This window comes from Bartonella sp. AU15XJBT, from assembly GCF_028618615.1.
GTDB lineage: Bacteria > Pseudomonadota > Alphaproteobacteria > Rhizobiales > Rhizobiaceae > Bartonella.
Genome location: NZ_JAQITG010000002.1, coordinates 32,057 through 57,944, shown reverse-complemented (window position 1 = coordinate 57,944; position 25,888 = coordinate 32,057). Strand labels below are relative to the sequence as shown.

General features: G+C 36.3%; 22 protein-coding genes and 1 pseudogene. 18 read left to right on the top strand and 5 right to left on the bottom strand.

Going from position 1 to position 25,888, the window contains the following annotated elements:
- Positions 1-68 precede the first annotated feature (68 nt).
- The 3 genes from pgsA to PVV57_RS01470 all read right to left on the bottom strand — a co-directional run bounded on the left by pgsA (position 69) and on the right by PVV57_RS01470 (position 4,283).
- On the bottom strand, positions 69-650 hold the full coding sequence (pgsA, locus tag PVV57_RS01480; protein ID WP_273718506.1) for a CDP-diacylglycerol--glycerol-3-phosphate 3-phosphatidyltransferase: 582 nt from the start codon (positions 648-650) through the stop codon (positions 69-71).
- A 72-nt stretch (positions 651-722) separates the two neighbouring features.
- Positions 723-2,708 (bottom strand): excinuclease ABC subunit UvrC, encoded by a 1,986-nt coding sequence (gene uvrC / locus PVV57_RS01475; protein ID WP_273783292.1) that lies wholly within the window; start codon positions 2,706-2,708, stop codon positions 723-725.
- Positions 2,709-3,419: 711 nt separating this feature from the next.
- A complete protein-coding gene (locus PVV57_RS01470) occupies positions 3,420-4,283 on the bottom strand; it encodes a 23S rRNA (adenine(2030)-N(6))-methyltransferase RlmJ (protein ID WP_273783291.1) in 864 nt (287 codons plus the stop codon).
- A 1,386-nt stretch (positions 4,284-5,669) separates the two neighbouring features.
- Between PVV57_RS01470 and tatA the strand changes: the two genes are divergently transcribed.
- The 6 genes from tatA to PVV57_RS01440 all read left to right on the top strand — a co-directional run bounded on the left by tatA (position 5,670) and on the right by PVV57_RS01440 (position 10,740).
- Entirely contained in the window at positions 5,670-5,981 is a 312-nt protein-coding gene (gene tatA, locus PVV57_RS01465; RefSeq protein ID WP_273718511.1) for a twin-arginine translocase TatA/TatE family subunit, read from the top strand.
- 56 nt (positions 5,982-6,037) lie between these two features.
- Positions 6,038-6,472, top strand: a complete 435-nt coding sequence (locus PVV57_RS01460) for a twin-arginine translocase subunit TatB (protein ID WP_273718513.1) — start codon at positions 6,038-6,040, stop codon at positions 6,470-6,472.
- Entirely contained in the window at positions 6,469-7,251 is a 783-nt protein-coding gene (tatC, locus tag PVV57_RS01455; RefSeq protein ID WP_273783290.1) for a twin-arginine translocase subunit TatC, read from the top strand. The genes PVV57_RS01460 and tatC overlap by 4 nt, the downstream gene beginning before the upstream one ends.
- 77 nt (positions 7,252-7,328) lie before the next feature.
- Positions 7,329-8,606, top strand: coding sequence for a serine--tRNA ligase (gene serS / locus PVV57_RS01450; RefSeq protein ID WP_273718517.1), 1,278 nt, complete (start codon positions 7,329-7,331; stop codon positions 8,604-8,606).
- A gap of 124 nt (positions 8,607-8,730) precedes the next feature.
- The gene (locus PVV57_RS01445; protein ID WP_273718645.1) at positions 8,731-9,390 is read left to right on the top strand and encodes a protein-L-isoaspartate(D-aspartate) O-methyltransferase; all 660 of its coding nucleotides are present in this window, start codon (positions 8,731-8,733) and stop codon (positions 9,388-9,390) included.
- Between the two features lie 168 nt (positions 9,391-9,558).
- A complete protein-coding gene (locus PVV57_RS01440; protein WP_273718519.1) occupies positions 9,559-10,740 on the top strand; it encodes a M23 family metallopeptidase in 1,182 nt (393 codons plus the stop codon).
- Positions 10,741-10,849: 109 nt separating this feature from the next.
- Here PVV57_RS01440 and PVV57_RS01435 read toward each other — a convergent pair.
- Positions 10,850-11,055: pseudogene (locus PVV57_RS01435) on the bottom strand (phage antirepressor Ant); the annotation flags it as partial.
- A 627-nt stretch (positions 11,056-11,682) separates the two neighbouring features.
- Between PVV57_RS01435 and yajC the strand changes: the two are divergent.
- The 3 genes from yajC (at position 11,683) to PVV57_RS01420 (ending at position 14,726) form a co-directional block, all read left to right on the top strand.
- The gene (gene yajC, locus PVV57_RS01430) at positions 11,683-12,144 is read left to right on the top strand and encodes a preprotein translocase subunit YajC (RefSeq protein ID WP_273718521.1); all 462 of its coding nucleotides are present in this window, start codon (positions 11,683-11,685) and stop codon (positions 12,142-12,144) included.
- Between the two features lie 477 nt (positions 12,145-12,621).
- A complete protein-coding gene (locus tag PVV57_RS01425; protein ID WP_273718523.1) occupies positions 12,622-13,008 on the top strand; it encodes an Mth938-like domain-containing protein in 387 nt (128 codons plus the stop codon).
- Between the two features lie 860 nt (positions 13,009-13,868).
- The gene (locus PVV57_RS01420) at positions 13,869-14,726 is read left to right on the top strand and encodes a phytoene/squalene synthase family protein (protein ID WP_273718524.1); all 858 of its coding nucleotides are present in this window, start codon (positions 13,869-13,871) and stop codon (positions 14,724-14,726) included.
- Positions 14,727-15,848: 1,122 nt separating this feature from the next.
- On the opposite strand, the gene PVV57_RS01415 is transcribed toward PVV57_RS01420, so the two are convergent.
- Complete coding sequence (locus PVV57_RS01415; RefSeq protein WP_273783289.1) at positions 15,849-17,738, bottom strand: peptidyl-prolyl cis-trans isomerase; 1,890 nt, start codon at positions 17,736-17,738, stop codon at positions 15,849-15,851.
- A gap of 154 nt (positions 17,739-17,892) precedes the next feature.
- Here PVV57_RS01415 and tpiA point away from each other — a divergent pair, with 154 nt between their 5' ends.
- From tpiA to PVV57_RS01370, 9 genes are all read left to right on the top strand, one after another.
- A complete protein-coding gene (gene tpiA, locus PVV57_RS01410) occupies positions 17,893-18,657 on the top strand; it encodes a triose-phosphate isomerase (RefSeq protein ID WP_273718528.1) in 765 nt (254 codons plus the stop codon).
- Between the two features lie 83 nt (positions 18,658-18,740).
- Positions 18,741-19,193 (top strand): preprotein translocase subunit SecG, encoded by a 453-nt coding sequence (gene secG, locus PVV57_RS01405; RefSeq protein ID WP_273718530.1) that lies wholly within the window; start codon positions 18,741-18,743, stop codon positions 19,191-19,193.
- Positions 19,194-19,333: 140 nt separating this feature from the next.
- Positions 19,334-20,962, top strand: coding sequence for a CTP synthase (locus PVV57_RS01400; RefSeq protein ID WP_273718532.1), 1,629 nt, complete (start codon positions 19,334-19,336; stop codon positions 20,960-20,962).
- 36 nt (positions 20,963-20,998) lie between these two features.
- Complete coding sequence (gene kdsA, locus PVV57_RS01395; protein ID WP_273718534.1) at positions 20,999-21,835, top strand: 3-deoxy-8-phosphooctulonate synthase; 837 nt, start codon at positions 20,999-21,001, stop codon at positions 21,833-21,835.
- Between the two features lie 71 nt (positions 21,836-21,906).
- Positions 21,907-23,175 carry a phosphopyruvate hydratase gene (eno, locus tag PVV57_RS01390; RefSeq protein WP_273718536.1) on the top strand — a complete coding sequence of 423 codons (1,269 nt, stop codon included), beginning with the start codon at positions 21,907-21,909 and terminating at the stop codon, positions 23,173-23,175.
- A 114-nt stretch (positions 23,176-23,289) separates the two neighbouring features.
- Positions 23,290-23,697 carry a TM2 domain-containing protein gene (locus tag PVV57_RS01385; protein WP_273718538.1) on the top strand — a complete coding sequence of 136 codons (408 nt, stop codon included), beginning with the start codon at positions 23,290-23,292 and terminating at the stop codon, positions 23,695-23,697.
- Between the two features lie 386 nt (positions 23,698-24,083).
- Positions 24,084-24,515 carry a TM2 domain-containing protein gene (locus PVV57_RS01380; protein WP_273718539.1) on the top strand — a complete coding sequence of 144 codons (432 nt, stop codon included), beginning with the start codon at positions 24,084-24,086 and terminating at the stop codon, positions 24,513-24,515.
- Between the two features lie 383 nt (positions 24,516-24,898).
- Positions 24,899-25,351 (top strand): TM2 domain-containing protein, encoded by a 453-nt coding sequence (locus tag PVV57_RS01375; RefSeq protein ID WP_273718646.1) that lies wholly within the window; start codon positions 24,899-24,901, stop codon positions 25,349-25,351.
- A gap of 186 nt (positions 25,352-25,537) precedes the next feature.
- Positions 25,538-25,849 carry a septum formation initiator family protein gene (locus PVV57_RS01370; protein WP_012231414.1) on the top strand — a complete coding sequence of 104 codons (312 nt, stop codon included), beginning with the start codon at positions 25,538-25,540 and terminating at the stop codon, positions 25,847-25,849.
- Positions 25,850-25,888: the final 39 nt, after the last annotated feature.

Here is a 25,888-nt window from a genome sequence, read left to right as displayed (position 1 = left end):
TTTACGATATCTCTTTTCTTGTTTAAGTTGCAGAAAGATAGATTATTATTACAAATCAAGAGACGATTTCATGAGATGACATGTTTTAAACCTGCGCGAAAATAATCCCATCCTGTCCACAATGTAAGGAGGGCAGAAATCCACAGCATAGTAATGCCAAATTCTACTGTGTAAGGGAAAATTTTATTACCAGCTGGCCCCGCTAAAAGGAAGACAATAGCGATCATTTGTACAAAAGTTTTCCACTTTGCAAGACGAGAGACCGGAACGCTCACTTTTAATTCAGCTAAATATTCACGTAATCCTGATACAAGAATTTCTCGGCAAAGAATGATAATGGCTGCCCATAGAGTCCATCCGGCAATGGTAGTATCTGCGGCAAGCAAGAGCAAGCAGGCAGAGACAAGAAGTTTATCGGCAATTGGATCTAACATGCGACCAATATTGGATGTTTGTTCCCAAATACGGGCAAGGTAGCCATCAAGAAAGTCAGTAATGGATGCAACAACAAAAATGGAAACGGCAATCCAGCGTGCGATATCGCTTGATTGTAGGCGTCCTTCTACAAAAAAGCAGGCAACAACCATTGGGACTGCAACAATTCGTGCATAAGTTAAAATATTTGGAAAAGAAAAAGTATGATTTTTCATAGAGCTATTTTTAATTCTTGTAAAAGAGAATATATCCCCTAAACGTAACAAGGCTAAGGTGATGAAACAAGCCTATTTTTCATGAAAATGGTTATGAATTTTTTGTGCAATTGTGACAGAGATTCCTGTAACTTTTTTCAAATCTTCAAGTGAGGCATCAGCAACAGCTTTGGCACTTCCAAAATGATGAAGCAACGCACGTTTTCTTGTCGGACCGATATTTTCTATTTCATCAAGTGGATTTTTGAATGTTGCTTTCTTTCGTTTTATTCTATGCGTTCCAATGGCAAAACGATGTGCTTCATCACGCAGACGTTGTAAAAAATAGAGGATAGGATCACGGGGGGGAAGTGTAAAAGGAGGGAAACCTTTTATAAAAAATCGTTCACGTCCTGCATGGCGGTCAATACCTTTGGCGATTCCAATAACTGTGATCAGGTTGTTTAATTGTAATTCAGCAAGTATTGTATGTACACTGTTGATTTGTCCTTCACCACCATCGATTAAGATAAGATCAGGCCAAATGGGAAAAAGATCTTTCTCTTGATCTTGTATGTCATGATTTTTATTTGGCAAATCATATTCTTTGATAAGGCGTGAAAATCTTCGTTTAATGACTTCTTTCATCATGCCCAAATCATCACCAGGCGTGATATCTGTTGAGCGAATGTTGAATTTGCGATATTGATTTTTAACAAATCCCATTTGACCCGCAACAATCATGGCACCGACAGAATTTGTTCCCATAATATGAGAATTGTCATAGACTTCTATACGGCGCGGAGGAAAAGGGAGTTGGAATGTTTCAGCAAGCCCCTGAAGCAATTTTGTATGGGTAGCTGTTTCAGCAAGCTTATGTTCAAGTGCTTCATGAGCATTGAGATAGGCGTGATTAACAAGCGTTTTTCGTTCACCTTGCTTGGGTAAAGAGAGAGATACTTTGTGATTTGCTTTGAGACTAAATGCTTCTGTAAGAAGTGCCTTTTCTTCAATTTCTTCAGATAAAAGGATGCTTTTGGGAAGGGGTTTATCATCGTAAAATTGGGCCAGAAAACTCGCTAAAATTTCAGTACGGGAAAAAGAGGAATCTGCTTTAGGAAAATAGGCACGGTTTCCCCAATTTTGCCCCATACGAAAAAAGAACACTTGAATGCAGGTCATTCCTTCTTTTTGTGCAATTGCAAAGACATCCGCTTCTTTTATCGTTTGGGGATTAATACCTTGATGGCTTTGTATGTGAGAAAGGGCTGATAAGCGATCACGATAGGAAGCAGCTTGTTCAAAATCAAGATTTTCTGCGGCTTTATGCATAGCTTGAACCATATCATTTTTAACAGATTGATCTTTTCCCGAAAGGAACGCTTTTGCTTCTCTCACCAGTTCTTTATAATCACTGTCATTAATTTCATGGGTACAAGGTGCAGAACATCGCTTAATTTGATAAAGCAAACAGGGGCGCGTCCGATTTTCAAAAATTGTATCGGTACAGGTCCGTAATAAAAAAGCGCGTTGTAAAACATGAATTGTTTGTGTTACCGCACCAGCAGAAGCAAAAGGCCCAAAATAATGGGCTTTTTGTGTTCGCGCACCACGATGTTTGTAAAGTCCAGGTGCTCGATGATCATTTGTAATCATAATATAAGGGAAGCTTTTATCATCACGGAGCAATACATTAAAATGGGGATGCAATTTTTTGATGAGATTTGCTTCTAGAAGGAGCGCTTCTGTCTCTGTGTGGGTAACGATAAATTCCATATGATATGTTGCACGAATCATGCGGGTAATACGATTATTGTGTCCTTGTTCACGTGCATAGTTTGAAACACGTTTTTTGAGATTACGGGCTTTGCCAACGTAGAGAATATCACCATTTTCACCAATCATCCGGTAAACTCCCGGCTTATGCGGAAGGTGTCTAACAAACTCTTGTATGAATTTGACACCTTGGAATTGATTTTTCCCATTGCTTTGATTGACATTGTTCCATGTAAGATTAGAGAGAAAAGAAAGCTTTTCTCGTTTATTTTTCAGACAATTTGTATTATTTTCTAGGATCATTCCGTTTATCAAGAAATGCTTTTTGTTTACTCTATTAAATATTCTTTTTTATTAAATAACGATTGTTTATATCTTTAATAGTTTTTGTCCATCAATAACACATTATAGCATAAGAATGTAATTTTAGAGTGCCTATCTTTCATAAAAAATATAAGAGTTATTATTTAAGACAGCTTTATGAATACGCCCCATTGATTCATTAAAAATGATTGGAATAAAAAATCCATGATGATAAGAGAATGAACTTTCTAAAAGAAAAAATAATTACGAAATAATGAATTGATTTATAAAGATAATTTATCATTATTTACATTGAATTAAATTTCTGAATAGCGTAAAATTCTCTCATTTCAAACCTATTCTATGTTAAATCAATCAAAATCATGTCTCTTGCATGTTACAAGCGGGGAGAGTCGCGTGGAGTGAAACTGTATAAGAAAGGACTAAAAACGCCTCTTATGAGCCGTCTCAAGTGCCAACGACTGTTTGCGACATTGAGGGTTGGCAAAATGTATGATGGCGCCAACTTGCTCTTGTATGAGGCGTAAAGAGGGTGTTGCTCAATAGCTTTATTGTTCCATGATTCACGGAATAGTTATAAGCTTGCCATTATTATATTATGTGTTGATATTATCACAAAAATAATAAAATCTCATTGCCTTTATATCTTACAAAAGGGTATTTTTTAGGGAAAATATATAAGGGCAAAATCTAACTTAATAGATGTTCTTTTTGAATCCACTTATGCGTTATTTGGGCACTTTCATCTTGTCCAAGACGGCTGATAAGAAAGGGACTGAGTTTTTTCATTTCTTCTTCCAAAACATAGGGAGGATTGATAATGATCATCCCACTTCCATTCATTGTAGGTAGACTTGAATTTTTTCGGATACGCATTTCAAGCTGTAGAATTTTAGGAATTCCTGTTTGATAAAGTGCGTGAAGAAAACTTTCAATTTCTTTGTCATATTTAACAGGATACCACAAAGCGTAGATCCCTCCAGAAAAACGGCGATAGGCTTTCATTAATCCCTCAATAAGGCGAGAAAATTCTCCAGTTTTTTCAAAAGGAGGGTCAACAAGGATAAACCCACGTTTTTCTTTTGGTGGTAAATGAGCATTTAAGGAAAGCCAACCATCTAAATGAAGAACTTTCGTTTGATAATCGCCAGCAAAATTTTTTGCTAAAATAGGATAATCTTCATTGTGCAATTCTATTGCGGTGAGGCGGTCTTGTTTCCGTAATAAGTGACGAATAAGAACAGGAGATCCAGGATAAAATACAATTTCTTTTTCCCCTTTATTGAGGGTATCAATGATATCGCACCATGGAGAAAGGAGCACTCTTAAATCTTCTGGGATAGGCGTTGAAAAAATTCGTTGTACACCTTCGCGCCACTCTTCTGTCTTATGGGCTTCTAAAGAAGAGAGGTCATAAATACCGATACCAGCATGCGTATCTATAACGCGAAAAGCCTTTTCTTTGCGTTTAAGATACTCTACAATGCGCGTGACAACAATGTGTTTAAAAACATCAGCAAAATTGCCAGCATGATAAATATGCCGATAATTCATGGAGAAAACTCTATCATATGAATAACTGTATCAGATTATTAGCATAGAATAATAGAATTGATATCCATAAAAATTTTCTCGAAGAAATCAAATAAAACTCTCATCAAAAAATTATACATATATATTAATGTCGTGAGAGCATTTATTCACTAGGATTTTAAATCTTTTATATGAAAGTTGGATAAGAAGCAGGCAAACAATTCAATGGAAGCTCTTTAGTGAATAACGATGAAAGCTGGCATCGTCATATTCCTAGTATTGCGACTTATTGGCTAGCCTCCTTGACACTTGAGTTGGTCTATAAGAGCCATTTTAATAGTTTTTATCTCTCTATGCTAACCTTGTTTGTGATGTATAAGTGAATGATTCTTATTAATATTTTACGCATTAATAAAACATATTCCCAGATATGATCATACGGAACAAATGTTGTCTAATACGCATTTTGAGTGAGTCCATATTGCTACAACTCTTTGATTTATAATAATTAATTTCTTTGTATGTTGAATGAGAGTCCCGAATACCGTAAGATTCTCTCATTTCAAATCTGTTTATATTGAGTCAATCAAAACCATTCGTTTGCACATTACAAGCGGGATTAGCATGTGGATAAAAACTATAGAAGAAAGGAATAAAAATGGTTCTTATGAATCGTCTTAATGCAAGGGCTGTCGCAACATTGGGAACTGGCAAATATAATGATGATGAGTGCCGGCTTGCGGTATCACGCTTAATATTTAGAAAACTATGATGATATTCAGAAAAGTATGATCCTGCACCTTTTAAAAATTTGACTGATTGATTACGATCATTGCTCATATTGTTTATGAAACAATTGATAACAGGATTCCTGCAATGCAAAGAATTGTTGAAAATATTATTCGTAAAATGATAGGTTTTGAGGCTAATTTAATATTAGATGATGTGTTAAAGAAAACTCTTTCAGCGAATATACTTTCGAAAAAACTTTCAGAGACATGTAAATTTTTTTATGGAAGGTTATGATATTATTCTCATTGGTAAAGTTGATTTGGAAGAGATATTTGCAAATTCATGTACGATACCGTTTTTAAAAGAAAAGACATTGGATACCGTATTTGCAGGGAGATGAGCAGTCCAAGAGATCATAGGAAGCTTCTTAAAAAAAGTTTTTAAGCCTTTTGAATTTTGTAGGGAGTCGTTTATCATTTTTGAATGGTTTGTGTTGTAATATGCTAAAAAGGGATGAGACGATAAAAGTTCGTTTACGTCGTTTCCATTAAAAAGCGTGTGATTGCTTTTCGGTTGAGAAAGAAATATACAAGGAGGATACGATATTTGATACTCTCTTCAGAGGAAGCATAAATAAGTGAGATAAAATTTAAAAGCATAGGGTTAGAGAGAGTAATGGGTAATATTTTTTCACCAGCACATTTAATTGTAATTTTATTGCTTATTTTAGTGCTTTTCGGGCGTGGTAAAATTTCTGAATTAATGGGTGATGTTGCTAAGGGCATTAAAGCCTTCAAAAAGAATATGAAGGAAGAAGAGGGGAGTATTGAGGATAAAGTTGGAATTGCTGATAGTTCCCAAATAATTGAGGGAGAATCTCAACAATCTCAGCCATTATCGGTAAAACGTGCAGCAACACGTAGAAAGGCGTCTTCTGACTCTAAAGGGGGCAAGGCATCTGTTGCTAAAAAACAGCGTGTCAAATAACAAAAACGTCATCATCATTGTGCATTATTTTTTTATGAGGAAGTCGAGTATAAGCGATGTTTGGGATTGATGGACCAGAGCTTGTCGTGATCTTACTTGTTCTCATCATTGTCGTTGGACCAAAAGATTTACCTAAAATACTAAAGACAATAGCAAAGGTAAGAGCGTATGTGTATTCAACTGCAAATGAACTTCGTTACCAGTTTGATGATGTAATAAAACAAATCGAGAGCGATGATTTGCAAAAAACATCTTCGGATATTAATGATTCAAGCAAGAAGTTGGCAGAAACTTTTGATCCTATTCAAAATACATTAGAGGATATCCATGATAATTTGGATGTTAAGGCAACACACCATAAATCAAAAAAAGATAAAGAAGTTTTGGAGTGTGATCAAAAGGTAATCAAGAAAGATATAACAATCTCTATAGCGTCTCATCATTCTGAAAGCATTTCTGTTGTTTCTAAAGATAAAGAAGATGTGTCATGAATGTAAAAAAAGATGAAGTTGATGCCAATATGGCGCCACTTTTAGAACATTTAATTGAACTTCGTCAGCGAATTATTTCTGCCTTGGTTGCATTTATGATCGCTTTTATGATGTGTTTTCTTGTTAAAGATTATATCTTAAATTTTTTACTATGGCCGTATCAGTGGGCGATGAAAATAGCAGGTGGATATCCTGAGAGTATTCGTTTGCAATCAACACAAGTATGGGAAACTTTTTTAACTAAGATGAAACTTGCGGCCTTTGGGGGAATTATTTTATCTTTTCCCTATACGGCTTTTCAGTTTTATCGTTTTATTGCACCAGGGCTTTATAAAAATGAGCGCATGGCTTTTTTACCATTTCTCATTGGTGGTCCTATTTTATTTTGTATTGGAGGAGCATTTGTTTATGCTCTATTGGCACCCATAATACTATGGTTTAGCCTTTCTCAACAATTTCTTCCAGATTCTCATTTAAAAATAGAGTTTATAGTGCGTATTTCTGATTATTTGGGCTTTATGACGTCGTTTATCCTCATTTTTGGTTTGATCTTTCAATTGCCTCTGGTCATTAGTCTTTTAACAAAAGTTGGACTTTTAACGTCTCATGATTTGGTGTCTAAACGAAAATGGGCTATTCTGCTCTCTTTTACCATTGCGGCAATGATAACGCCGTCGGATTTTTTTACGATGTTTGCAGTAGCTTTACCAACAATAGCGCTTTATGAGATCTCAATTTTAATTGCTTACGGTATAGAAAAGAGAAGAAAATCCGCTTAAGAAAAGTGTATAATCTTACGCGATGAGAAATGAGTAAAAACAATATAGAATAAAAATAATGTAAATGAGGAATTTTGATGCTTGATATTAAGTGGATTCGCGAAAATCCTGAGAAATTAGATAAAGCGCTCGCAAGTAGAGGTCTTGAGCCACAAGCTGAAAGGTTAATACAACTTGATCTTGCACGCCGGTCACATGTTGCTAAGGTGCAATTGGCGCAGGAGCGTCGCAATGCGGTTTCAAAGGAAATAGGACAAGCTTTAGCTATCTCTGACGAGCAAATGGCTGAACGCCTTAGGGCTGAAGTTGAAGAGCTTAAAGTCTTTCTTTCTTCTGCCACAGCGGAAGAAAAACAGCTGACGGAAAGTCTTGAAAAAATTCTTTCAGCACTTCCCAATATTCCATTGGATGATGTTCCAGAGGGTAAAGATGAAAGTGATAATGTCGTCATTCGACATTTTGGGATACCTCCAATATTTAATTTTACACCAAAGGAGCATTTTGATCTTGGTCAAGATCTCAAGCAGATGAACTTTGAGCGAGCTAGTCGTTTGTCTGGAACACGTTTTACAGTGCTTTCAGGGGCGTTAGCGCGGCTAGAACGTGCATTAGGACAATTTATGCTTGATGTGCATGTCAATGAGCATGGTTATACAGAAGTTTCTGTGCCTCTTCTTGTTCGTGATGAGATTGTTTACGGAGCAGCCCAATTGCCGAAGTTTGCTGAAGATCTGTTTCAAACAACAGATGGTCGGTGGCTTATTTCTACAGCAGAAGTACCTTTAACCAATTTGGTCAACGATGAAATTCTTGAAATATCAGATTTGCCACTGCGATTTTCTTCTTTATCTCCCTGTTTTCGTTCAGAGGCGGGAGCCGCTGGTCGTGATACGCGCGGTATGTTGCGTCAGCACCAATTTTGGAAGGTAGAAATGGTCTCGATTACCAGTGAAGAGCAGTCTCTCATGGAATTGGAACGTATGACAGAATGTGCAGAAGATATATTAAAACGACTCGGTTTGCCTTTTCGCACAGTAGTTCTTTCTACGGGGGATATGGGGTTTGCAGCATGTAAAACCTATGACATTGAGGTTTGGCTTCCTGGTCAAGAATGTTATCGTGAAATTTCTAGCTGTTCAGTTTGTGGAGACTTTCAAGGTCGTCGTATGAATGCTCGTTATCGTAAAGAAGGTGATAAAAAATTGCATTTTGTTCATAGTCTTAATGGTTCTGGTACAGCTGTTGGCCGTTGTCTTATTGCTGTGCTTGAAAATTATCAACAGGCTGATGGGTCAATTATTGTTCCAGATGTTTTACAACCCTATATGGGAGGCATGCGTTGTATTGCTGCTTAATTTTGCGAAAGGAGGGCAATATGCGTTATTGCAAAGAGGGTATGCAAACGCAAGATTTTGCCATTTTAAAAGAGGTGGTTTGTAGGGATGATAAAAGTGCACCTCCAAGAGAGTGAATGATACTATGGGGCAAAAGGGTATTTTACAATTTCGTGAGGAGTTGGCTGCTCTTGTACTGAAAATGCGTAGCAAAGGCATTGATGACGTGCGATTTTTTTCGGCATTAGAGAAAATTCCACGTCAACAATTTGTTTCTGCTCCTTGGTTTAATAGTGCTTATGATAATAAAGTTATTCCCCTTGAGTGTGGTGAATATATGGAACGTTTGGAAGAACAACTCTTGATTCTTTCGGCACTCTCATTGAAAAAAAAGCATCGTGTCTTAGAAATTGGTACAGGCTCTGGCTTTTGTACTGCTCTTATGGCATGTCTGAGTGACCGTGTGACAACGGTTGATCGTTATAAAACGCTTGTTGATTTGGCACGCCAAAAGTTTCAAACTTTGGGCATTGAAAATATTGTTATACGGCAGATTGATGGAAGTTATAGTGTGACAGGTTTGGGATCATTTGATCGCATTCTTGTTTGGCCATCACGTTCTGATGAACCCAAGGAGCTTTTAGAACTTTTAGCTGAAAATGGAATTCTCATTCAGGCGATAGGACCGGATGAAGGGGTACAAACGGTGACGCGCTATACAAAAATTGGGTGTCGATTTGAGTGTTTAGAACTCTTTCAAGTGCGTTATCAACCTTTTATTAAAGGTATTGCGGAGAAACTTTAATTTTTAAAATTTAAGAAATAGCGCAAATTATTTCACTTTTTTTGTTTTTGTTAAATTCATTTTGATCTTAATTAAAGATATTTATGAATAAAACATCTCATTTTAACCCTTCGGTAATTTAAAAAAGCTTTAATGGAGTGAGTTGAGTATTGATGAGTGAGCAAAACTATGTGTTTAAAAGCTTTAGGTAATATTTTCCGGCATAATTTTCAGAGAATAACTTTTTTAGCGGTGGCAACTATTGTTGCTGGTTGTAGTTCTGGTACACAACGTTTTTCTAATATTGTCTCTCATCATACGGTATCATCTCAATCAAATATATCAAACTCTATGTCTACAGATCCGCGAATGCTATCGTATGGTGGGGGGATGATACAAAGCACTGAATTGCCACCTGTAGAACCAAGTGATGATTCGTGGATCGATGATAATTCTTCCTATAATTCTCCACAGCAAGGTAGGGGAGCTTCTTCTGATGGTCGGGTTATGGGAGTTCCTCCACGTAATCTTGGAACGCTTTCCCGTTCACAAACGGATAACTCTCCTATTTTTCGGCGGAACTCTTATATTGTGCAGAGTGGAGATACACTCCTCAGTATTGCACGACAAATAGGGGTTAGTGTTGAGGCTTTAAAATCGGCAAATGGTATAAACAGCAATTCCATTTATATCGGTCAGGTCCTTGTGGTTCCAAGCCGGCGTACATTAGAAGCTCCCAAACCGCCCAGTCATAACGATTGGGCAGCGTCAAAAGCAGAATCTTCATTCCAATCTCAAGTGACATCTTCTATAAAGCACAAGAAGACTTCTCCTATATATAAAGCTCCTGTAACAATACCACCTTCTGCACAGATGAACAGATCAAATCTTGAAAACAATTCTTCTAAACAGATGAAGCAATTGAACCATGAGTCTGATTTATCAAGTGCTGTTACGAATACAGATAATATTAGGACGCCGCAAGCCACAGGAATTTCTAAAATGCGTTGGCCAGTACGAGGGCGTTTATTAAGCCAGTTTGGTCAAAAAAAAGGAACCATAATGAATCGAGGAATAGACATTGCAGTGCCTGAAGGATCATCGGTAAAGGCAGCGGAAAATGGTGTCGTTATTTACGCGGGAGATGGATTAAAAGAGCTGGGTAATGTTGTTATGATTCGACATGAAAATAATATTATCACTATTTATGGATGTAATAGTCAGCTTGTTGTTAACAAAGGACAAAGGATAAGACGGGGTGATGAGATTGCTAAGTCTGGTGTTTCTGGAAATGTTAAAACGCCACGTGTTTATTTTGAGATGCGTAAGAATTCGTTACCGGTTGATCCTCTTAAATATTTAGAAAACTAATTTATTGATGATATTCAATTTGAATAAGCTTATAGTTTATAGAAATTTCATGAAAACAAGTTATTTTCTTAAATCAATAACACTCATCAGAACGTTTGAAATTTTCTCAAGCTTCTGCTTTCGGTGCTAATTCTGCAATAACATGATCTTTTTGCTCAATTTGCCTTTGTAGATGTTTCAAGGCAAAAAGCAATGCTTGAAGAGTTGAATAACCAATTTATGGGATTGCTCCTTTCTTCAAAGCCGTTCACATTTGATAAAGTATTGACATGCTTCATGTACTTTATCATTACGCTCGATCATCGAAAGGTGTTTTCCCCATGTCTAACATAATGAGTCAGCAGAAAACCATTGGTTTAAAAGAGCAGTTCGTTGTGTTTATTAGTTAGCTATTATCATCTTTGTGTTTATGAAGGTATAAAACAATATACCATATCATATTATTTGTTAGCACCCAACGTTCGCAATACTCTTGTATTTGAGAGGGGACATGAGAAGAGATATTGAATTTCTTATCATAAAGAATTTTTATCTTTATGTTCATTTCACAGGTGTAATGTGCAAGAAAATCGTTTTGATTCATTCAAAGGGTTTGAAATGAGAGCGTTTTACGGTATTTAACCCTATCATTCGACAATTAGAAATAATGAATTATCTCTATAAATTAAAGTTTTTCCATTAGAAAAATTTTTTTATATCATTTATTGAGTGAGTGAGAAGGATATCTAGTGTAGGATATATAATAAAGAAAAATAAATCTGTTTTTTAAAGATTTTTCTTATTGTATTCTGTCTCTTAAGGATTTATTGCATTTTTATAAAGCTGAGATTACGTTATATCATCATTACTTTTTATGATAAATTCTTGAGGATATTTTTTCTGAATCGGAATTTTATTTTAATAGAGTGGGAAGTATATGAAGTTTAACTATAGGAGATAAAAATGTTTATTACGAACGCTTATGCTCAAGTTGCAGGCGATGTTTCCGGTGGAATTTCATTTGTTAATGCTGTCCCATTCATTTTAATTTTTGCAATTATGTATTTTTTTGTCATTCGGCCCCAGCAAGCCCAAATGAAAAAACGACAGGAAATGCTCAATGCAGTACGTCGCGGTGATACAGTTATAACGGGTGGTGGTATTATTGGCAAGGTTACAAAGGTTCATGACGAGAGTGGTGAATTAGAGGTTGAAATTGGTGAGAGTATGAATATTCGTGTTATTCGCTCAACATTAGCCGATGTGCGCGTTAAAGGTGAGCCGATTGCAGAAAAAAAATCAAAGCTTCATGCTAAAGCAAAAACACCACAAAAGTCTAAATCTAAGACGACAACGGAAGAAAATGTGAGTATCTCTAAAGAGAAAAAAGCGCTGTCAAAGGAAAATAAGGAAAATGCATCTTAAAGTGTGAATGCAATTTATACTATTTTAAAAAGCATTTTTATAAAAAATATCGAAATATAAAGACAATTTCATGAGGGGGGATGGTTTTTATAATCACGAAAGGGAGAGTGTTGTCTTTGTTTTCTGTAGGCGATTAAAATAGTTGCTTTATTATGGGGTATTACGATTATGGGGTATTACGGCAAATTTTCCTATTTTTTAAACAATATCCTTATTTCTATAAAGAGAAGTTTCTCACTTTTTAGCCAACTCAGTTGAGAAAAATTTTTAAAACGTAGATAAATATAGTATTTAATCGCGGTTTATTGCCAACTTTTCACATATTTTTGTATGATCCAATCAAGGTTTTATAGTAAAAATTTCTACCTCAATATTCTGATGGATTATAGTTAATATATCAATGTTTTATCTTACCATTAACTTTTATAGTGAGCCGTAAAAGACAAGTGGATTTTCAAAAATAAAGGGTGCTTATTCATGTCTGATGCAATTCAAATTCGAGAAGCACATTTTCCAAGTCGTGCGCCTATTGATGCTTATGGAAATGGTGGATTTCGTTTTGCTGATATGTCCCATAGAGGTTCTATTATTTGTGTCCCATCAGGAATTTATGGCATTGATATGGTAGGGCCTATTCCCTCTCAAGGGGATCTATCTCGTGTTTTAGAAGAAGCAAATGAGATTGAAGTTTTGTTAATAGGCACTGGAACTGAATTATTACGATTACCTGAAGAGTTACGGGCCCTTTTATGGGAAAAGCGTATTTCATCAGATACAATGGGTACGGGAGCAGCAGTGCGTACATTTAATGTTTTATTGGCTGAAGATCGCGCTGTTGCGGCGTTATTATTTGCGGTAGAATAAAGTATTGTTTAATAAAATAAATACTTTTAATCTCGCATAAAAGACGAGTGTGATTATTTTGCGGTGCCGCAAAATACCGTCGTTTAAGGCGGTAATATAGGAACATAAAGTATACATAACTTAACACATTAAGTGTATTTTTAATACAGCAGCAAATATTCAGAGTTGAGTTAGCCTGTAGCCGCCTAGAGTATCACATCAGTGATTAAGCCTCTAGCACTTGAGGCGATTATAAGAGGCATTTTTATTCCTTTTTTAAGAGTAACTACACACCCGTTCTGCGTGTGAGGTGAAAGGGAATAGATTTAAAATAAGAGAAACATATGATCTTAGTTTTTTCCATTCAAAAGACAAAACGATAAATTATTATTATAAATTAATTCGCCACAAGCAGTAGGAACTTATCAAGAGCAATTGAATTTTTGACAAACTGGTACGGGTAGGAAGCTTTGTCCTTTGAGGGGGCCGGAAGAGGTCAATAATTTGATTAAGTTTTTGTAATCAGTTCATTTTCTATAAAAGTGCATTGGCATCTATTCAGTCAAAAAGTGTTTTGCATTGTCTGTGGCTCTAAGTTTCATGACGCATGTTACGATTCATTTTTAGCTGTTTTTACTACAAATGAAAGCTTAAATCTTATGAGAGAAATTTTATCAAAAAAGTGATTTATTTAATTTTAAAGAATTTTCTTGTTGAAAAGAAAAGGTACTCAAAAAAGAACTTTTAATTCATCATACATTAAGAGACACATTAAAAATCTTATTCTCTGAGTTGTATTTTCTTATCTCTCATTTTTAAATATGAATAAAAAGAGAATATTAATTTAATTGCTAAAAAAGGAACGTTAATAGGCTCATAGAATGATAGGTTCTCTTCCTTATAGTTTTGATATTTTACGTAACATAGATCGTGATCGCTATATATCGGTTTTATTCGCACCTAAAAAAAAGCGCAAAGCATTGGCTGCTCTTTACGCATTTAATGCTGAGATTTCTCGTATTCGTGAAAGTGTCCATGATCCATTCATCGGAGAAATACGATTACGCTGGTGGTATGATTCTATCGCGGGTGAAATGCAAACGAGTGAAAGTAATCCAATTTTGAGTGATTTATTGGCAGCAATGACCCTTTTTAATTTACCTAAGACAGCTTTTTTACGGTATTGTGATGCACAAATTTTAGATCTTTACCACAATCCGATAGAAACGCTTCATGATCTCGAGTATTATTGTGGTGAGACAGCAAGCATAATTTTACAGCTTTCTTGTCAGATATTAGATCCTGATGTTGCACAAGATTTTATAGATATCTATGAACATGGAGGGATTGCTCAAGGATTAAGCGGTGTATTGCGTCTTTTATCATTCATGCAATCACGATATCACTATTATTTACCTACTGATATGCTGAAAGCTTTAGGGGTGAATAGGGAAGATTTAGATTCTCATCGTCTCAGTGATCAACAAAAGGGCCAGATTGTTGAAGCTATGGTAGCATTATCACGCGATCATTATAGTAAATTTTACGCGTATTCTCGTGCTTTACCTAGAACCCTTAAGCCAGCATTTCTTCCATTGGTTATTATACCGGCTTCTCTTCAAAAGGCTCTACAGCTGGGGGCTGCAATTTTTCAAGAAAGTGCAACTTTGCTATTGATACATCGCTATTGGTTGATAACAAGAGCAGCAATAAGTGGTAATTTTCCAAAGATGTTATAAAGAATATGACGACGTTAGAGTTAGGCTGATTTTTTCATGTTGAAAATAAAAGGAGATATTGTAATTCCAAACCATTTCTTTGTTATCAAAAACATTGATATAGTTCTTTCTATGAACGCAAAAGAGTAAGAGATTTAAAGACCTTGAAAATGTAGTGTATTGGATGGCTGAGTGGCAAGCCGGCACCATTGTTATATCGGCCAAGCTTCCAATATTACGATAGTCCTTGGCATTTGAGACTTTTCATAAGAGGCATGCCCTTTCTTTAATGTATATCCAAACGCTAATTCCGCTTATAACGTGCAAGCGAGAGATTTTGATTGATTTAATCATAAACAGATTTGGAATAAAAGAAGCTTATGGTATTAAGGATTTTTATTCAATATGAATGACGCTATATTATCATTATAAATCAATGCATTATACGGTAAAGGAAAACATAAGATAAAGCTTAATACATTGGTTCATTTGGTGAAAAATTTTGATATTGAGTGCTCTGAATGTATTGGTCGCGTCTTATTTGTAAATGAAATATAATTTCTATTTTATTATGAGAGAAGTTATCTTGGCTGCCTATTAAGTCTATAAAAAATGCTCATTTTGAGAAATTAAAATGATGAAGCCATAGAAGCTATATGACTGTTATGATATATAAAAATATTGATTTATCATGAAGTTTGTTTTTTTCTCATATTGAATGAGAGCTCTGAAAAGAAGAGATTTTCCTATTTTAAATCATGTTTATAATGAATTTTAAAGTGGTTTTTTCCATGAGTTGGGTGTGTCAATGAAAATCATTTCAGGAAGAAGCAATAAGATCCCTTATGAATGAATATTAAGAGCGAGCAATACGACGAGCTGTAAATGAATGAGAATAGGGGCGAAATTTATCGCTTAATTTGGATGGATAATATTGCTTACTGCGTTGAAAAAAAACGAGCTTCTACATTCAATTGACTATTTTCTCGCAAATTCACACATACGCTGATTTACGAGAGAGCTCATTATAATGCCAATCTTAAGATATAAGCAAACAAGAGATCGATCTTACCTTTTCAACGATAGATGAAGTGCTGATAAAAAACTCTATCAAATAAGCTTTTTAAATTATGTATATCCTTTTTATTGGAGAGCGTTAAAGATCTGATTATAATTTTTGCTATTAATTTCCAAAGGATGTTCTTTATTGGCAATTTGTAGCATTTCTAGTTTGAGATCTTCTCTGATCATCATATCTATACTCGCCCGAACCTCAGGTGAAAGAGTATGAGGCGTGATATCTTTAGGCATCGTTACAGACTTTATTTGATAAATGATACGATTTGTTGCAACCGGTCCTTTTATAATGCCATAATGACCCTGGGGAGCAGAAAATAATGCTTTAACCCCTTCAACACCAAGAATTTCAGAGGGATCTTGACGCCGGAGGGGTGGTGTTGTTTGTTTTGTAACACCAAGTGTCTGAGCAAGAGCAACAAGACTTTTTCCTTCCATAAGCTGTTTGAGAGCATTTTGGGCTTTTTCATCAAGAAGGCGCTGAATTTCCTCACTTTTCCATTGAGACAGAACATCGAGCTTAGCTTCTTCAAGTGTTTTATCGCGGGCAGGAATAATTTTATCGACCTTATACCAGAGATATCCACCATTTTGAAAAGAGAGAGGATCAAGATCAACACCTTCATTTGATTGATAGATGGCATTGAGTAAAGCATCTTTTTGAGGTAAATCCGTGAGAATTGCACCTTCAAGCGTTTTGCCCGTTTTATCAAGGGTAATTGTGCGCAGAGATAATTTGTATTGGTCAGCAAGCTCTTTGAGAGAAGCACCTTCAAAACGAGCATTTTCAATGGCGACATAATTGTTACGGATATCACCAGTCGCACGATTTTTGGCAAGTATTTGGCGAATATTTTCTTCTACACTTTCAAAAGGAAGAGAGCTTGAAGGTTCAATATGTGTAACGCGAATGAGAACAGGTCCCTGTAAGTCATTTATTACAGGACTGACCTGCCCTTGTTGGAGTTCAAAAATTTCAGATGCGAGATGATTAGGCAGTTCATTTTCTGCAAGAGGCCCTTTTTTTATGTCATTAAGAGTCTTTTTTTCAGCTTTTACCAGTTCATCAAAACTCAATCCATCGGCTATTTTTTTTGCTGCATTATCGGCTTTTTCGCGTGTGGGGAATCGCAGTTCTTCGAATGTACGCTTTTCAGGCGTTACAAAACGTGAAGCATTTTGAGTATAATAGGCTTTTGCCTCATCTGTTGAGATATCTTTAGGTTTTACGAAATCATTAAGTTCCATCGATAGCAAAGAGACAGTACGGTATTCCGGAGTGCGAAATTCACTTTGATGTGTTTCAAACCATTTTTGTAGTGTTTCGTGATCAGGATCAGCAATTATTTGCTTTTCTTTTAGATCAATAATGAGATAATCAGCGCTCCGCTTTTCTCCTTGATAAAGAGCAAGTGCTTTATAAAAGAGATCGGGTGCTTTCATATCAGAAAGTAAAGCTGCAATAAGTTGGTTACGCTTTTCTTGTTTGGTGTAATAATTAAGAAAAGCACTTTCACTGATCCGTAAATGCTGAAGATAGTTATAAAATAAATTTTTATCAAAAGTGCCATTTATCTGAAACATCTTATCAGAACCAATCGTATGAGCGATTGTATCTTTTGAAAGACTTATTTTCATTTTACGGGCTTGTTCATCAAGCAGTACATTTTGTTGCAATTGATTAAACACAAAAGCGGGAATTTGGTATTGTTGCATTTCATTTGGTGTAAACATTCGTCCAAGATGAGCCGCCTGTGCTAAACGTGCGCTTTGATCGGCAAGTGCGAGACGATAATCATCGATAGTAACTATGGACTTTCCAGAAGTAATAAGATCTCTTTCGCTTTTTGTGTGTAAGTGTGGTATTCCCCATAAAAGAATGAAGCATAAGAGTAAAATAGCAAGGAAAATTCTGAAAATCCAAGAATTTGTAGCACTTCTTATGACGTCAAGCATTGTTCAATTCCATTTTAAACATAAGTTATTATCAAAGCAGTAATGGAATTTGCAATAAAGAGACGAAAGATGCAAGCTTTTAAAGACTTGCTTTCGTTTTATAATTTGATACTACAAATAAATAAAGTGTTATAAGAGCTCTTGAGGTGAAAATATGTCTCCAAATATTCGGCCTTTTCTTGCTGGAAATTGGAAAATGAATGGAACGAGAGAATCGCTTGGAGAATTGCGCGCTATTGCTACAGGCGTTAGCTCTGATTTCGGTCATCTATTTGAAGCGCTCATTTGTGTTCCTGCAACGCTTTTATCGCGTGCTTCTAATACGCTGAATGGTGAAAATCTCCTTTTAGGAGGACAAAATTGTCACTTTGACGATCATGGTCCTTATACGGGCGATATTTCAGCTTTTATGCTTAAAGAAGCGGGAGCAAGTCATGTCATTATTGGGCATTCGGAACGTCGTACAGTGTATCAAGAAAATGATGCAATTGTCTGTGCTAAAGTGCAAGCAGCGTGGCGCGCAGGTCTTGTGGCTCTTGTGTGTATTGGTGAAACATTAGAGGAGCGCAATAATAATAAAGTACTGGATGTTCTTGTGCAGCAGCTTGAAGGCTCTTTACCAGATGATACAATAGCAGAAAATACCATTATCGCTTATGAACCTGTTTGGGCGATAGGTACTGGCAATACGGCGACTTCAGAAGATATTGCAAAAGTGCATCATTTCATTCGTAATAAGATGTGCTCTCGTTTTGGTGATGAAGGAAACAAAATACGTTTGCTTTACGGTGGATCGGTAAAGCCATCCAATGCCTTTGAGCTTTTAAGTATTCCTCATGTTAATGGGGCTTTGATTGGTGGAGCCAGCTTAAAAGCGATTGATTTTTTAACGATTTGCGATGTTTGTCGTAAATTATAGCAGAGAAATTTGAGTTCCCCCTTGGATTGTGTGTTATTTATGTGTAAAGAGCTTATGAAAGAGTTATTTGAAGAGCAGGGTTTATGCAAACAGTACTTATTGTTATTCACTTATTGATTGTAATTACTTTGGTTGGGGTGATCTTAATCCAACCTTCAGAAGGCGGTGGGCTCGGTGTGAGTAATAGCTCAGGGCTGATGAAAACCCGTGGATCTCGGAATCCTTTAACACGTTTGACGGCTATTTTAGCCTGTTGTTTTTTTGTTGTGTCCATTGCACTGACTGTTGTGGGAAGTATATCAAATTCTAGTTCTGATATTTTAAAGCGTATACCGGTTAATTCAGAGCAGAATTCTACCAATAAAGGCTCAGAATCAGTTCCATCATCAGATGGTGAGTCTCAACCTTCTATTCTTGAACAGTTAGGGGGCACTTCGGATTCTTCGCAGGAACAAAAATCGCTTACAAATCCTGAAGTGGAAACCCCAGTTCCACCGGTTCTTGAAAGTACAGTTCCAGATAACAGTACAAAATAGTTCTTTAGAGAAAATATAGACTTTTAAAAAGGTGATTTTTTCACCTTTTTTATTTGTTTATTTTATTTTAGAAGAAAAACTGTTTCTTTTTGTATTTTTTGCTGGAAAAATTATTATAAATTGCTTATCACCATAAGCCCATGGCACGTTATGTTTTTATTACTGGTGGTGTGGTTTCTTCCCTTGGAAAAGGCATCGCAGCGGCAGCGTTAGCGGCGTTATTACAGGCACGTGGCTATCGTGTACGCCTTCGCAAACTTGATCCTTATTTAAATGTTGATCCAGGGACGATGTCGCCTTATCAACATGGTGAAGTCTTTGTGACCGATGATGGTGCGGAAACGGATCTTGATCTTGGTCATTATGAGCGTTTTACTGGGCGTTCTGCAAATAGCCAGGATAATATTACAACAGGGCGTATTTATCGCAATATCATTGAACGAGAACGGCGGGGTGATTATTTGGGGGCAACAGTTCAAGTTATTCCTCATGTTACAGATGAAATTAAGCGATTCATTACGACGGGCAATGAAGAATTTGATTTTGTTTTGTGTGAAATAGGTGGAACGGTTGGTGATATTGAAGCTATGCCTTTTCTAGAAGCGATTCGTCAGCTTGGGAATGAACTCTCCCGACAAAATGTCGTTTATGTTCATCTTACGTTAATGCCTTATATTCCCTCGGCAGGTGAATTAAAAACAAAACCAACACAACATTCTGTCAAAGAATTGCAATCAATTGGTATTTCTCCTGATATTTTGCTTGTGCGTGCAGATCGGTCTATTCCAGAAACAGAGCGGTGCAAATTATCACTTTTTTGCAATGTTCGCGCCAAAGCGGTTATTCAGGCATTAGATATGCCAACAATTTATGATGTTCCCATGGCCTATCATAAAGAGGGTTTAGACTCTGAAGTTCTTTGCGCTTTTGGGATAGATTCGTCCCCTCTTCCTCAGATGGATCGGTGGGAAGATATTACGCATCGCATTCACCACCCTGAAGGAGAAGTTACGATTGCTGTTGTAGGAAAATATACGGGCTTAAAGGATGCTTATAAATCTCTTATTGAAGCGATTGCGCATGGTGGTTTAGCGAATAAAGTGAAAGTTAATATTGAGTGGATTGATTCGCAACTTCTTGAAAAAGAAGATTCCGTTTTAGCTTTACAAAAAGCGCATGGAATTTTGGTTCCTGGGGCTTTTGGGGCTCGAGGGGCAGAAGGAAAAATTCGAGCCATTCAATTTGCGCGAGAGCGTAAAATACCATTTTTAGGGATTTGTTTTGGAATGCAATTGGCTTGTATAGAAGCTGCGCGCAATATTGCGCAGATTGAGAATGCTTCATCAAGTGAGTTTTGCGAAACAGAAAATCCAATTGTAGGTTTAATGACAGAATGGCTTAAAGGTGATGTTCTTGAAAGGCGGACAAGAAATGGTGATCTCGGCGGATCCATGCGCCTTGGTGCTTTTGCTGCTGAATTAAAAGAAGAAAGTCATATTGCTAAAATATATGGGATGACAAAGATTGTTGAACGACATCGTCATCGTTATGAGGTCAATATTGATTATAAAGATAAGTTAGAACAGTGTGGTTTGATTTTTTCTGGCATGTCTCCCGATGGCGTTTTGCCGGAAACAATAGAATATGCAGATCATCCATGGTTCATTGGTGTTCAATATCATCCAGAACTAAAATCACGCCCTTTTGATCCACATCCACTTTTTTCTTCTTTTATTGAAGCCGCTGTAGAACAAAGTCGATTGGTTTAAGGCATAAATTTGGTTACTTTGCTTTTGAGGGATAAAATGACGAAACCAAATGCGCGTGTAAAAGTTGGAAATATTATTTTTTCAAATGAAATGCCTCTTTCATTAATTGCAGGGCCATGTCAAATGGAAAGTCGCGATCATGCTTTTGAAATGGCTGGTCGTATTAAGACAATGACCGATCAGCTTGGTATCGGATTTGTTTATAAATCAAGTTACGATAAAGCCAACAGAACCTCTTTGAGTGCGGCACGTGGCATTGGTCTTGAAAAAGCAATGGCTGTTTTTTCTGATTTAAAAAAAGAGTTTGATTGTCCTATATTGACTGATGTGCATACCGAAGAGCAATGTACAATTGTTTCTTCTACGGTTGATATTTTACAAATACCTGCTTTTTTATGTCGTCAAACAGATCTTTTGATCGCAGCCGCCAAAACAGGGTGTGTTATTAATATTAAAAAAGGTCAGTTTTTGGCGCCGTGGGATATGGAGAATGTTTTAAAAAAGGTTGTTCACAGTGGTAATCCCAATGTTATGCTTTGTGAGCGCGGTACATCATTTGGTTATAATCGTTTGATTTCGGATATGCGTTCGTTGCCTATTTTACGTTCATTTGGGGCTCCTGTTATTTTTGATGCAACACACTCCGTTCAAGAACCTGGAGGGCAGGGAGCTTCATCTGGTGGACAGCGTCAATTTGTTGAAGTTTTAGCGCGTGCGGCTGTTTCTGTTGGGGTCGCCGGTATTTTTTTAGAAACACATCAAGATCCAGATCATGCACCTTCTGATGGACCCAATATGGTTAAAATTGACGATTTACAAAGATTGCTTGAGACTTTAATGGAGTTTGATGATCTGTCAAAGAAGTTGAATTAAGAAGAGAAAAAATATTTTATGAATAGGACATTAGAAATGAATCGCGGCTTTGATTGGATAAGGAAATACAGATGACTATAATTGTCGATATCATTGGACGTGAAGTTCTGGATAGCCGTGGTAATCCAACGGTAGAAGTTGATGTTTATTTGGAAAATGGCGCTTTTGGTCGCGCTCTGGTTCCCTCAGGGGCTTCAACGGGGGCACATGAGGCTATAGAACTTCGTGATGGTGGTTTGCGTTATCAAGGGAAAGGTGTTGAAAAAGCGGTTGCTGCAGTCAATGGCGTAATTCTTGAAGAACTTGGTGGGCGGGATGCCAGAGACCAAATCGCTATTGATCAAGCAATGATTGCTTTAGATGGAACGCCAAACAAAGCCCGTCTTGGTGCCAATGCACTTCTTGGTGTTTCATTGGCTGTTGCAAGAGCCGCCGCGAACTCATTAAATTTACCTTTGTATCGTTATATTGGTGGACCGCAAGCGCATATTCTTCCAGCACCTATGATGAATATTATTAATGGTGGCGTTCATGCTGATAACTTGATTGATTTTCAAGAGTTTATGATTATTCCGGTAGGAGCCCCTAGCGTGAAAGAAGCCATCCGTTATGGTGCTGAAATTTTTCATACGTTGAAAAAGCGTTTAAAAGATGCAGGTTATAATACCAATGTTGGTGATGAAGGTGGTTTTGCACCTCAATTTAAAAGTGCAGATCAAGCAATTGATTTTATTATGGAATCTATCATGGCTTGTGGATATAAACCAGGTGAACAGATTGCACTTGGTTTAGATTGTGCTTCCACTGAATTTTATAAAAATGGTTCATATTTCTATAAAGGTGAGGGAAAATGTCGTGACATCCAAGAACAGGTAGATTATCTGGCGCACCTTGTGAAAAGTTATCCTATCGTTACCATTGAAGATGGAATGGCAGAGGATGATTGGGAAGGTTGGAAGCTCTTCACTGATACAATTGGAGATAAGTGTCAGCTTGTTGGCGATGATTTATTTGTAACAAATTCAGCGCGTTTGCGTGAGGGTATCAAGATGGGGGTAGGCAATTCTATTCTCATAAAAGTTAATCAAATTGGGACATTGAGTGAAACACTTGATGCTGTAGAAGTCGCCCATAAAGCAGGTTATCGTGCCATTATATCTCATCGCTCAGGCGAAACAGAGGATTCTTTCATAGCAGATCTTGCGGTTGCAACGAATTGTGGACAAATTAAAACAGGTTCTCTGGCACGTTCGGATAGATTAGCAAAATACAATCAACTTATTCGTATTGAAGAAATGCTAGGGGTTCAAGCACGTTATGCGGGTGATATATATCGTTAATCGTTGTGAGCACGAAATATGAAAGTATAAGATCATTTAGATCATGAAATTGAGCTGTCTTATCAAAGGCATAGAGCAATTATTTTATAGGTATTTAAATTTATAGGGATTAAGATGAGAGGTATAATTATTAGTCAAGATCAAGGAACATATCTCGTTTCGGGTGATGATGGTAAGCGTTATCAGTTTGCGACTTGGGATTGGTTAGGAAAGAAACCGCCCAGGATTGGTGATACTGTTGATTTTGTCTGTGAAGGCGGTGTGGTCAGTTCTGTTTTTCCGTTGTTGAGACCAAGTACAGAGAATTCCAAGATAATGTTTGCACTTCTTTGTTGGGTTGCAGGGATCTTTGGTGTCCATCGTTTTATGGTTGGGAGAGTTCGGACGGGTGTTTTAATGCTTGTGTTATCTTTATCTGTTGTTGGATTGATGATTACTGGTATTTGGGCAATTGTTGATTTCATACTCATTCTTGCTGGAAAATTTACGGATAAAAATGGGAATCAGATTACAGATTTGTAAAAATCTTATAATAATGTAAAGAGCAGGGAATTGCTTTTTATTTTTACAAATATATTAAGTTCATAATGCAGAATTATTGTACTCTATTTCTTTAATGTGAGATATTAAGAAAAATATGCACAGTTAAATAAAACTATTGAAAAAGACTGTGCTATTTTATATGGGTGAAACAAATACGCAAATCGGTTAAAGTGTACTTTGGGCTGCAGCTTATAGCAGTGGAAAGCGCTAATTATTGGGGGGGCTCCAAGCTATTTCAATTCCACATTTATCATGTATCATGGTTTCTATGCGTTTTATTTACGCAGTGAGGTTAATCAGCATATTATCAGATAATAATCTCTTTATGAATAACACATGAGGAGCAGCTTTATAGGTGGGTAAGGATGAAGGGTAAGATTATTGGTCAAAATCAAGGAGATTATTTTGTTTCAGGGTCTGACGGTAAGCGCTATCAATTTTCGAGTTGGGATTGGTTAGGAAAAAAAACACCAAAGGTAGGGGATGCCGTTGATTTTGTATATGAAGATGATGTTGTTAAATCTGTTTTCCCTCTTTTGAGTGAATCACAGTCAGAAAAATCAAGATTGGCGATAGCACTTGTTTGTTGGTTTTTTGGATGGTTGGGAATTCATCGCTTTATGGCAGGTAAAGTTGGAACGGGCATTGTAATGCTTCTTATAAGCCTACTAAGTATACCATTTACTATGGGGATAGGAATACTTTTAATAACTGGGCCTTGGTCATTTATTGATTTTATAGTTATTTTATCGGGATATTTTAGAGATGAAAATGGGGATAAAATTATAAATTGGTAGAAATTTTAGAATAATATAAAATGTAAAGAGCTAAGAATTTTCTTTACTTTTAATGTTGTCAATATATTAATTTAATAATATAAATTATTTTAGTCTATGTCTTTAAATGTGAAATATTAAAGAAAATTATGAATATTTAAATAAAACTATTGAAAAAGACTGTACTATTTCATATGAAAAAAGAGAAAGTGCAAATCGAACAGCGTGCTTTATATTACCACTTATAATTGCGGGAATTTTAAGTTGTTGGGGGATTTTAAGCTTTTTAAATTGTCATATATCACGGTGAATACAGATTGTATTCAGGCAGTAAGGTTTATTCAACATATTATCATATTAGAAGAAAAGCTTCTTTATGAATAACAATTTTATAGGTGGTGAAGATGAAAGGTAAGATTATTGGTCATGATCAAGGAGATTATTTCATTTCAGGGGCTGATGGTAAGCGCTATCAGTTTGCGAATTGGGATTGGTCAGGAAAAACGCCGCCGAAAGTTGGTGACGTCGTTGATTTTGTGTGTGAAGGGGATACCATTAAATCTATTTTCCCTATCTTGACTGAAGGTCAGTCACAGCAATCAAAAGTGACGTTAGCGGTCGTTTGTTTTTTTCTAGGTGGACTAGGACTTCATCGTTTTATGGTTGGTAAAGTTGGAACGGGCATTGCAATGCTTCTTATAAATATAATAAGTGTAATAAGTATAATAAGTGTAATATTTATGCCGGTAGGGCTTATAGGAATTTTTTTGATAATTACACCTTGGGTATTGATTGATTTTATAGTCATTTTAACAGGAAATTTTAAGGACAAAGATGGGTGTAAAATCACAACTTAGAGGATATCCAATATTTATAATATAGAAAGTGGGTTATTCAGCTTACTTTGATTGTATTTAAGGGGGGGATAAATTGGTGGTAACAAATTGTTTGCGTGTGTAGATTGAGTAATGAGGTGTTAATCAAAATCGTGCATAGTTGGGCAGAATATTAAGAAACTTGTGCTGTAAAGACTGTGCTATTTTATGTGGACAAAGCAGAAACGTAGATCAATCAAAGTGCGCTTTGTACTACCTCTTATGACGGTGGGTGTTTTAAGCTATTTCAGTTACCATATTTATCATGGTGAGTATGGATTGTATTCACGCAGTGAAGTTAATCAGTATATTAGCGAATTAGAAAAGGAGCTTCATAAAATAGAAGCTGAGCGGAAATTCATTGAAAAGCGCATTTCTCTTTTACGCAATGGACATATTGAAAAGGACATGTTGGATGAGTATGTCCGAAAGAATTTAAATTTTTCTAAGCCAAATGAATTGACAATCTTAATGCCTTGAAATGATATCAAAGGTAAATGAGAAATCGCTTAATTTAAA

Bases quoted from the DNA above. Each gene is read 5' to 3' on its own strand.
- pgsA (WP_273718506.1), bottom strand. From the start codon at position 650: ATGAAAAATCATACTTTTTCTTTTCCAAATATTTTAACTTATGCACGA.
- uvrC (WP_273783292.1), bottom strand. From the start codon at position 2,708: ATGATCCTAGAAAATAATACAAATTGTCTGAAAAATAAACGAGAAAAG.
- PVV57_RS01470 (WP_273783291.1), bottom strand. From the start codon at position 4,283: ATGAATTATCGGCATATTTATCATGCTGGCAATTTTGCTGATGTTTTT.
- tatA (WP_273718511.1), top strand. From the start codon at position 5,670: ATGGGTAATATTTTTTCACCAGCACATTTAATTGTAATTTTATTGCTT.
- PVV57_RS01460 (WP_273718513.1), top strand. From the start codon at position 6,038: ATGTTTGGGATTGATGGACCAGAGCTTGTCGTGATCTTACTTGTTCTC.
- tatC (WP_273783290.1), top strand. From the start codon at position 6,469: ATGAATGTAAAAAAAGATGAAGTTGATGCCAATATGGCGCCACTTTTA.
- serS (WP_273718517.1), top strand. From the start codon at position 7,329: ATGCTTGATATTAAGTGGATTCGCGAAAATCCTGAGAAATTAGATAAA.
- PVV57_RS01445 (WP_273718645.1), top strand. From the start codon at position 8,731: ATGGGGCAAAAGGGTATTTTACAATTTCGTGAGGAGTTGGCTGCTCTT.
- PVV57_RS01440 (WP_273718519.1), top strand. From the start codon at position 9,559: ATGTGTTTAAAAGCTTTAGGTAATATTTTCCGGCATAATTTTCAGAGA.
- yajC (WP_273718521.1), top strand. From the start codon at position 11,683: ATGTTTATTACGAACGCTTATGCTCAAGTTGCAGGCGATGTTTCCGGT.
- PVV57_RS01425 (WP_273718523.1), top strand. From the start codon at position 12,622: ATGTCTGATGCAATTCAAATTCGAGAAGCACATTTTCCAAGTCGTGCG.
- PVV57_RS01420 (WP_273718524.1), top strand. From the start codon at position 13,869: ATGATAGGTTCTCTTCCTTATAGTTTTGATATTTTACGTAACATAGAT.
- PVV57_RS01415 (WP_273783289.1), bottom strand. From the start codon at position 17,738: ATGCTTGACGTCATAAGAAGTGCTACAAATTCTTGGATTTTCAGAATT.
- tpiA (WP_273718528.1), top strand. From the start codon at position 17,893: ATGTCTCCAAATATTCGGCCTTTTCTTGCTGGAAATTGGAAAATGAAT.
- secG (WP_273718530.1), top strand. From the start codon at position 18,741: ATGCAAACAGTACTTATTGTTATTCACTTATTGATTGTAATTACTTTG.
- PVV57_RS01400 (WP_273718532.1), top strand. From the start codon at position 19,334: ATGGCACGTTATGTTTTTATTACTGGTGGTGTGGTTTCTTCCCTTGGA.
- kdsA (WP_273718534.1), top strand. From the start codon at position 20,999: ATGACGAAACCAAATGCGCGTGTAAAAGTTGGAAATATTATTTTTTCA.
- eno (WP_273718536.1), top strand. From the start codon at position 21,907: ATGACTATAATTGTCGATATCATTGGACGTGAAGTTCTGGATAGCCGT.
- PVV57_RS01385 (WP_273718538.1), top strand. From the start codon at position 23,290: ATGAGAGGTATAATTATTAGTCAAGATCAAGGAACATATCTCGTTTCG.
- PVV57_RS01380 (WP_273718539.1), top strand. From the start codon at position 24,084: ATGAAGGGTAAGATTATTGGTCAAAATCAAGGAGATTATTTTGTTTCA.
- PVV57_RS01375 (WP_273718646.1), top strand. From the start codon at position 24,899: ATGAAAGGTAAGATTATTGGTCATGATCAAGGAGATTATTTCATTTCA.
- PVV57_RS01370 (WP_012231414.1), top strand. From the start codon at position 25,538: ATGTGGACAAAGCAGAAACGTAGATCAATCAAAGTGCGCTTTGTACTA.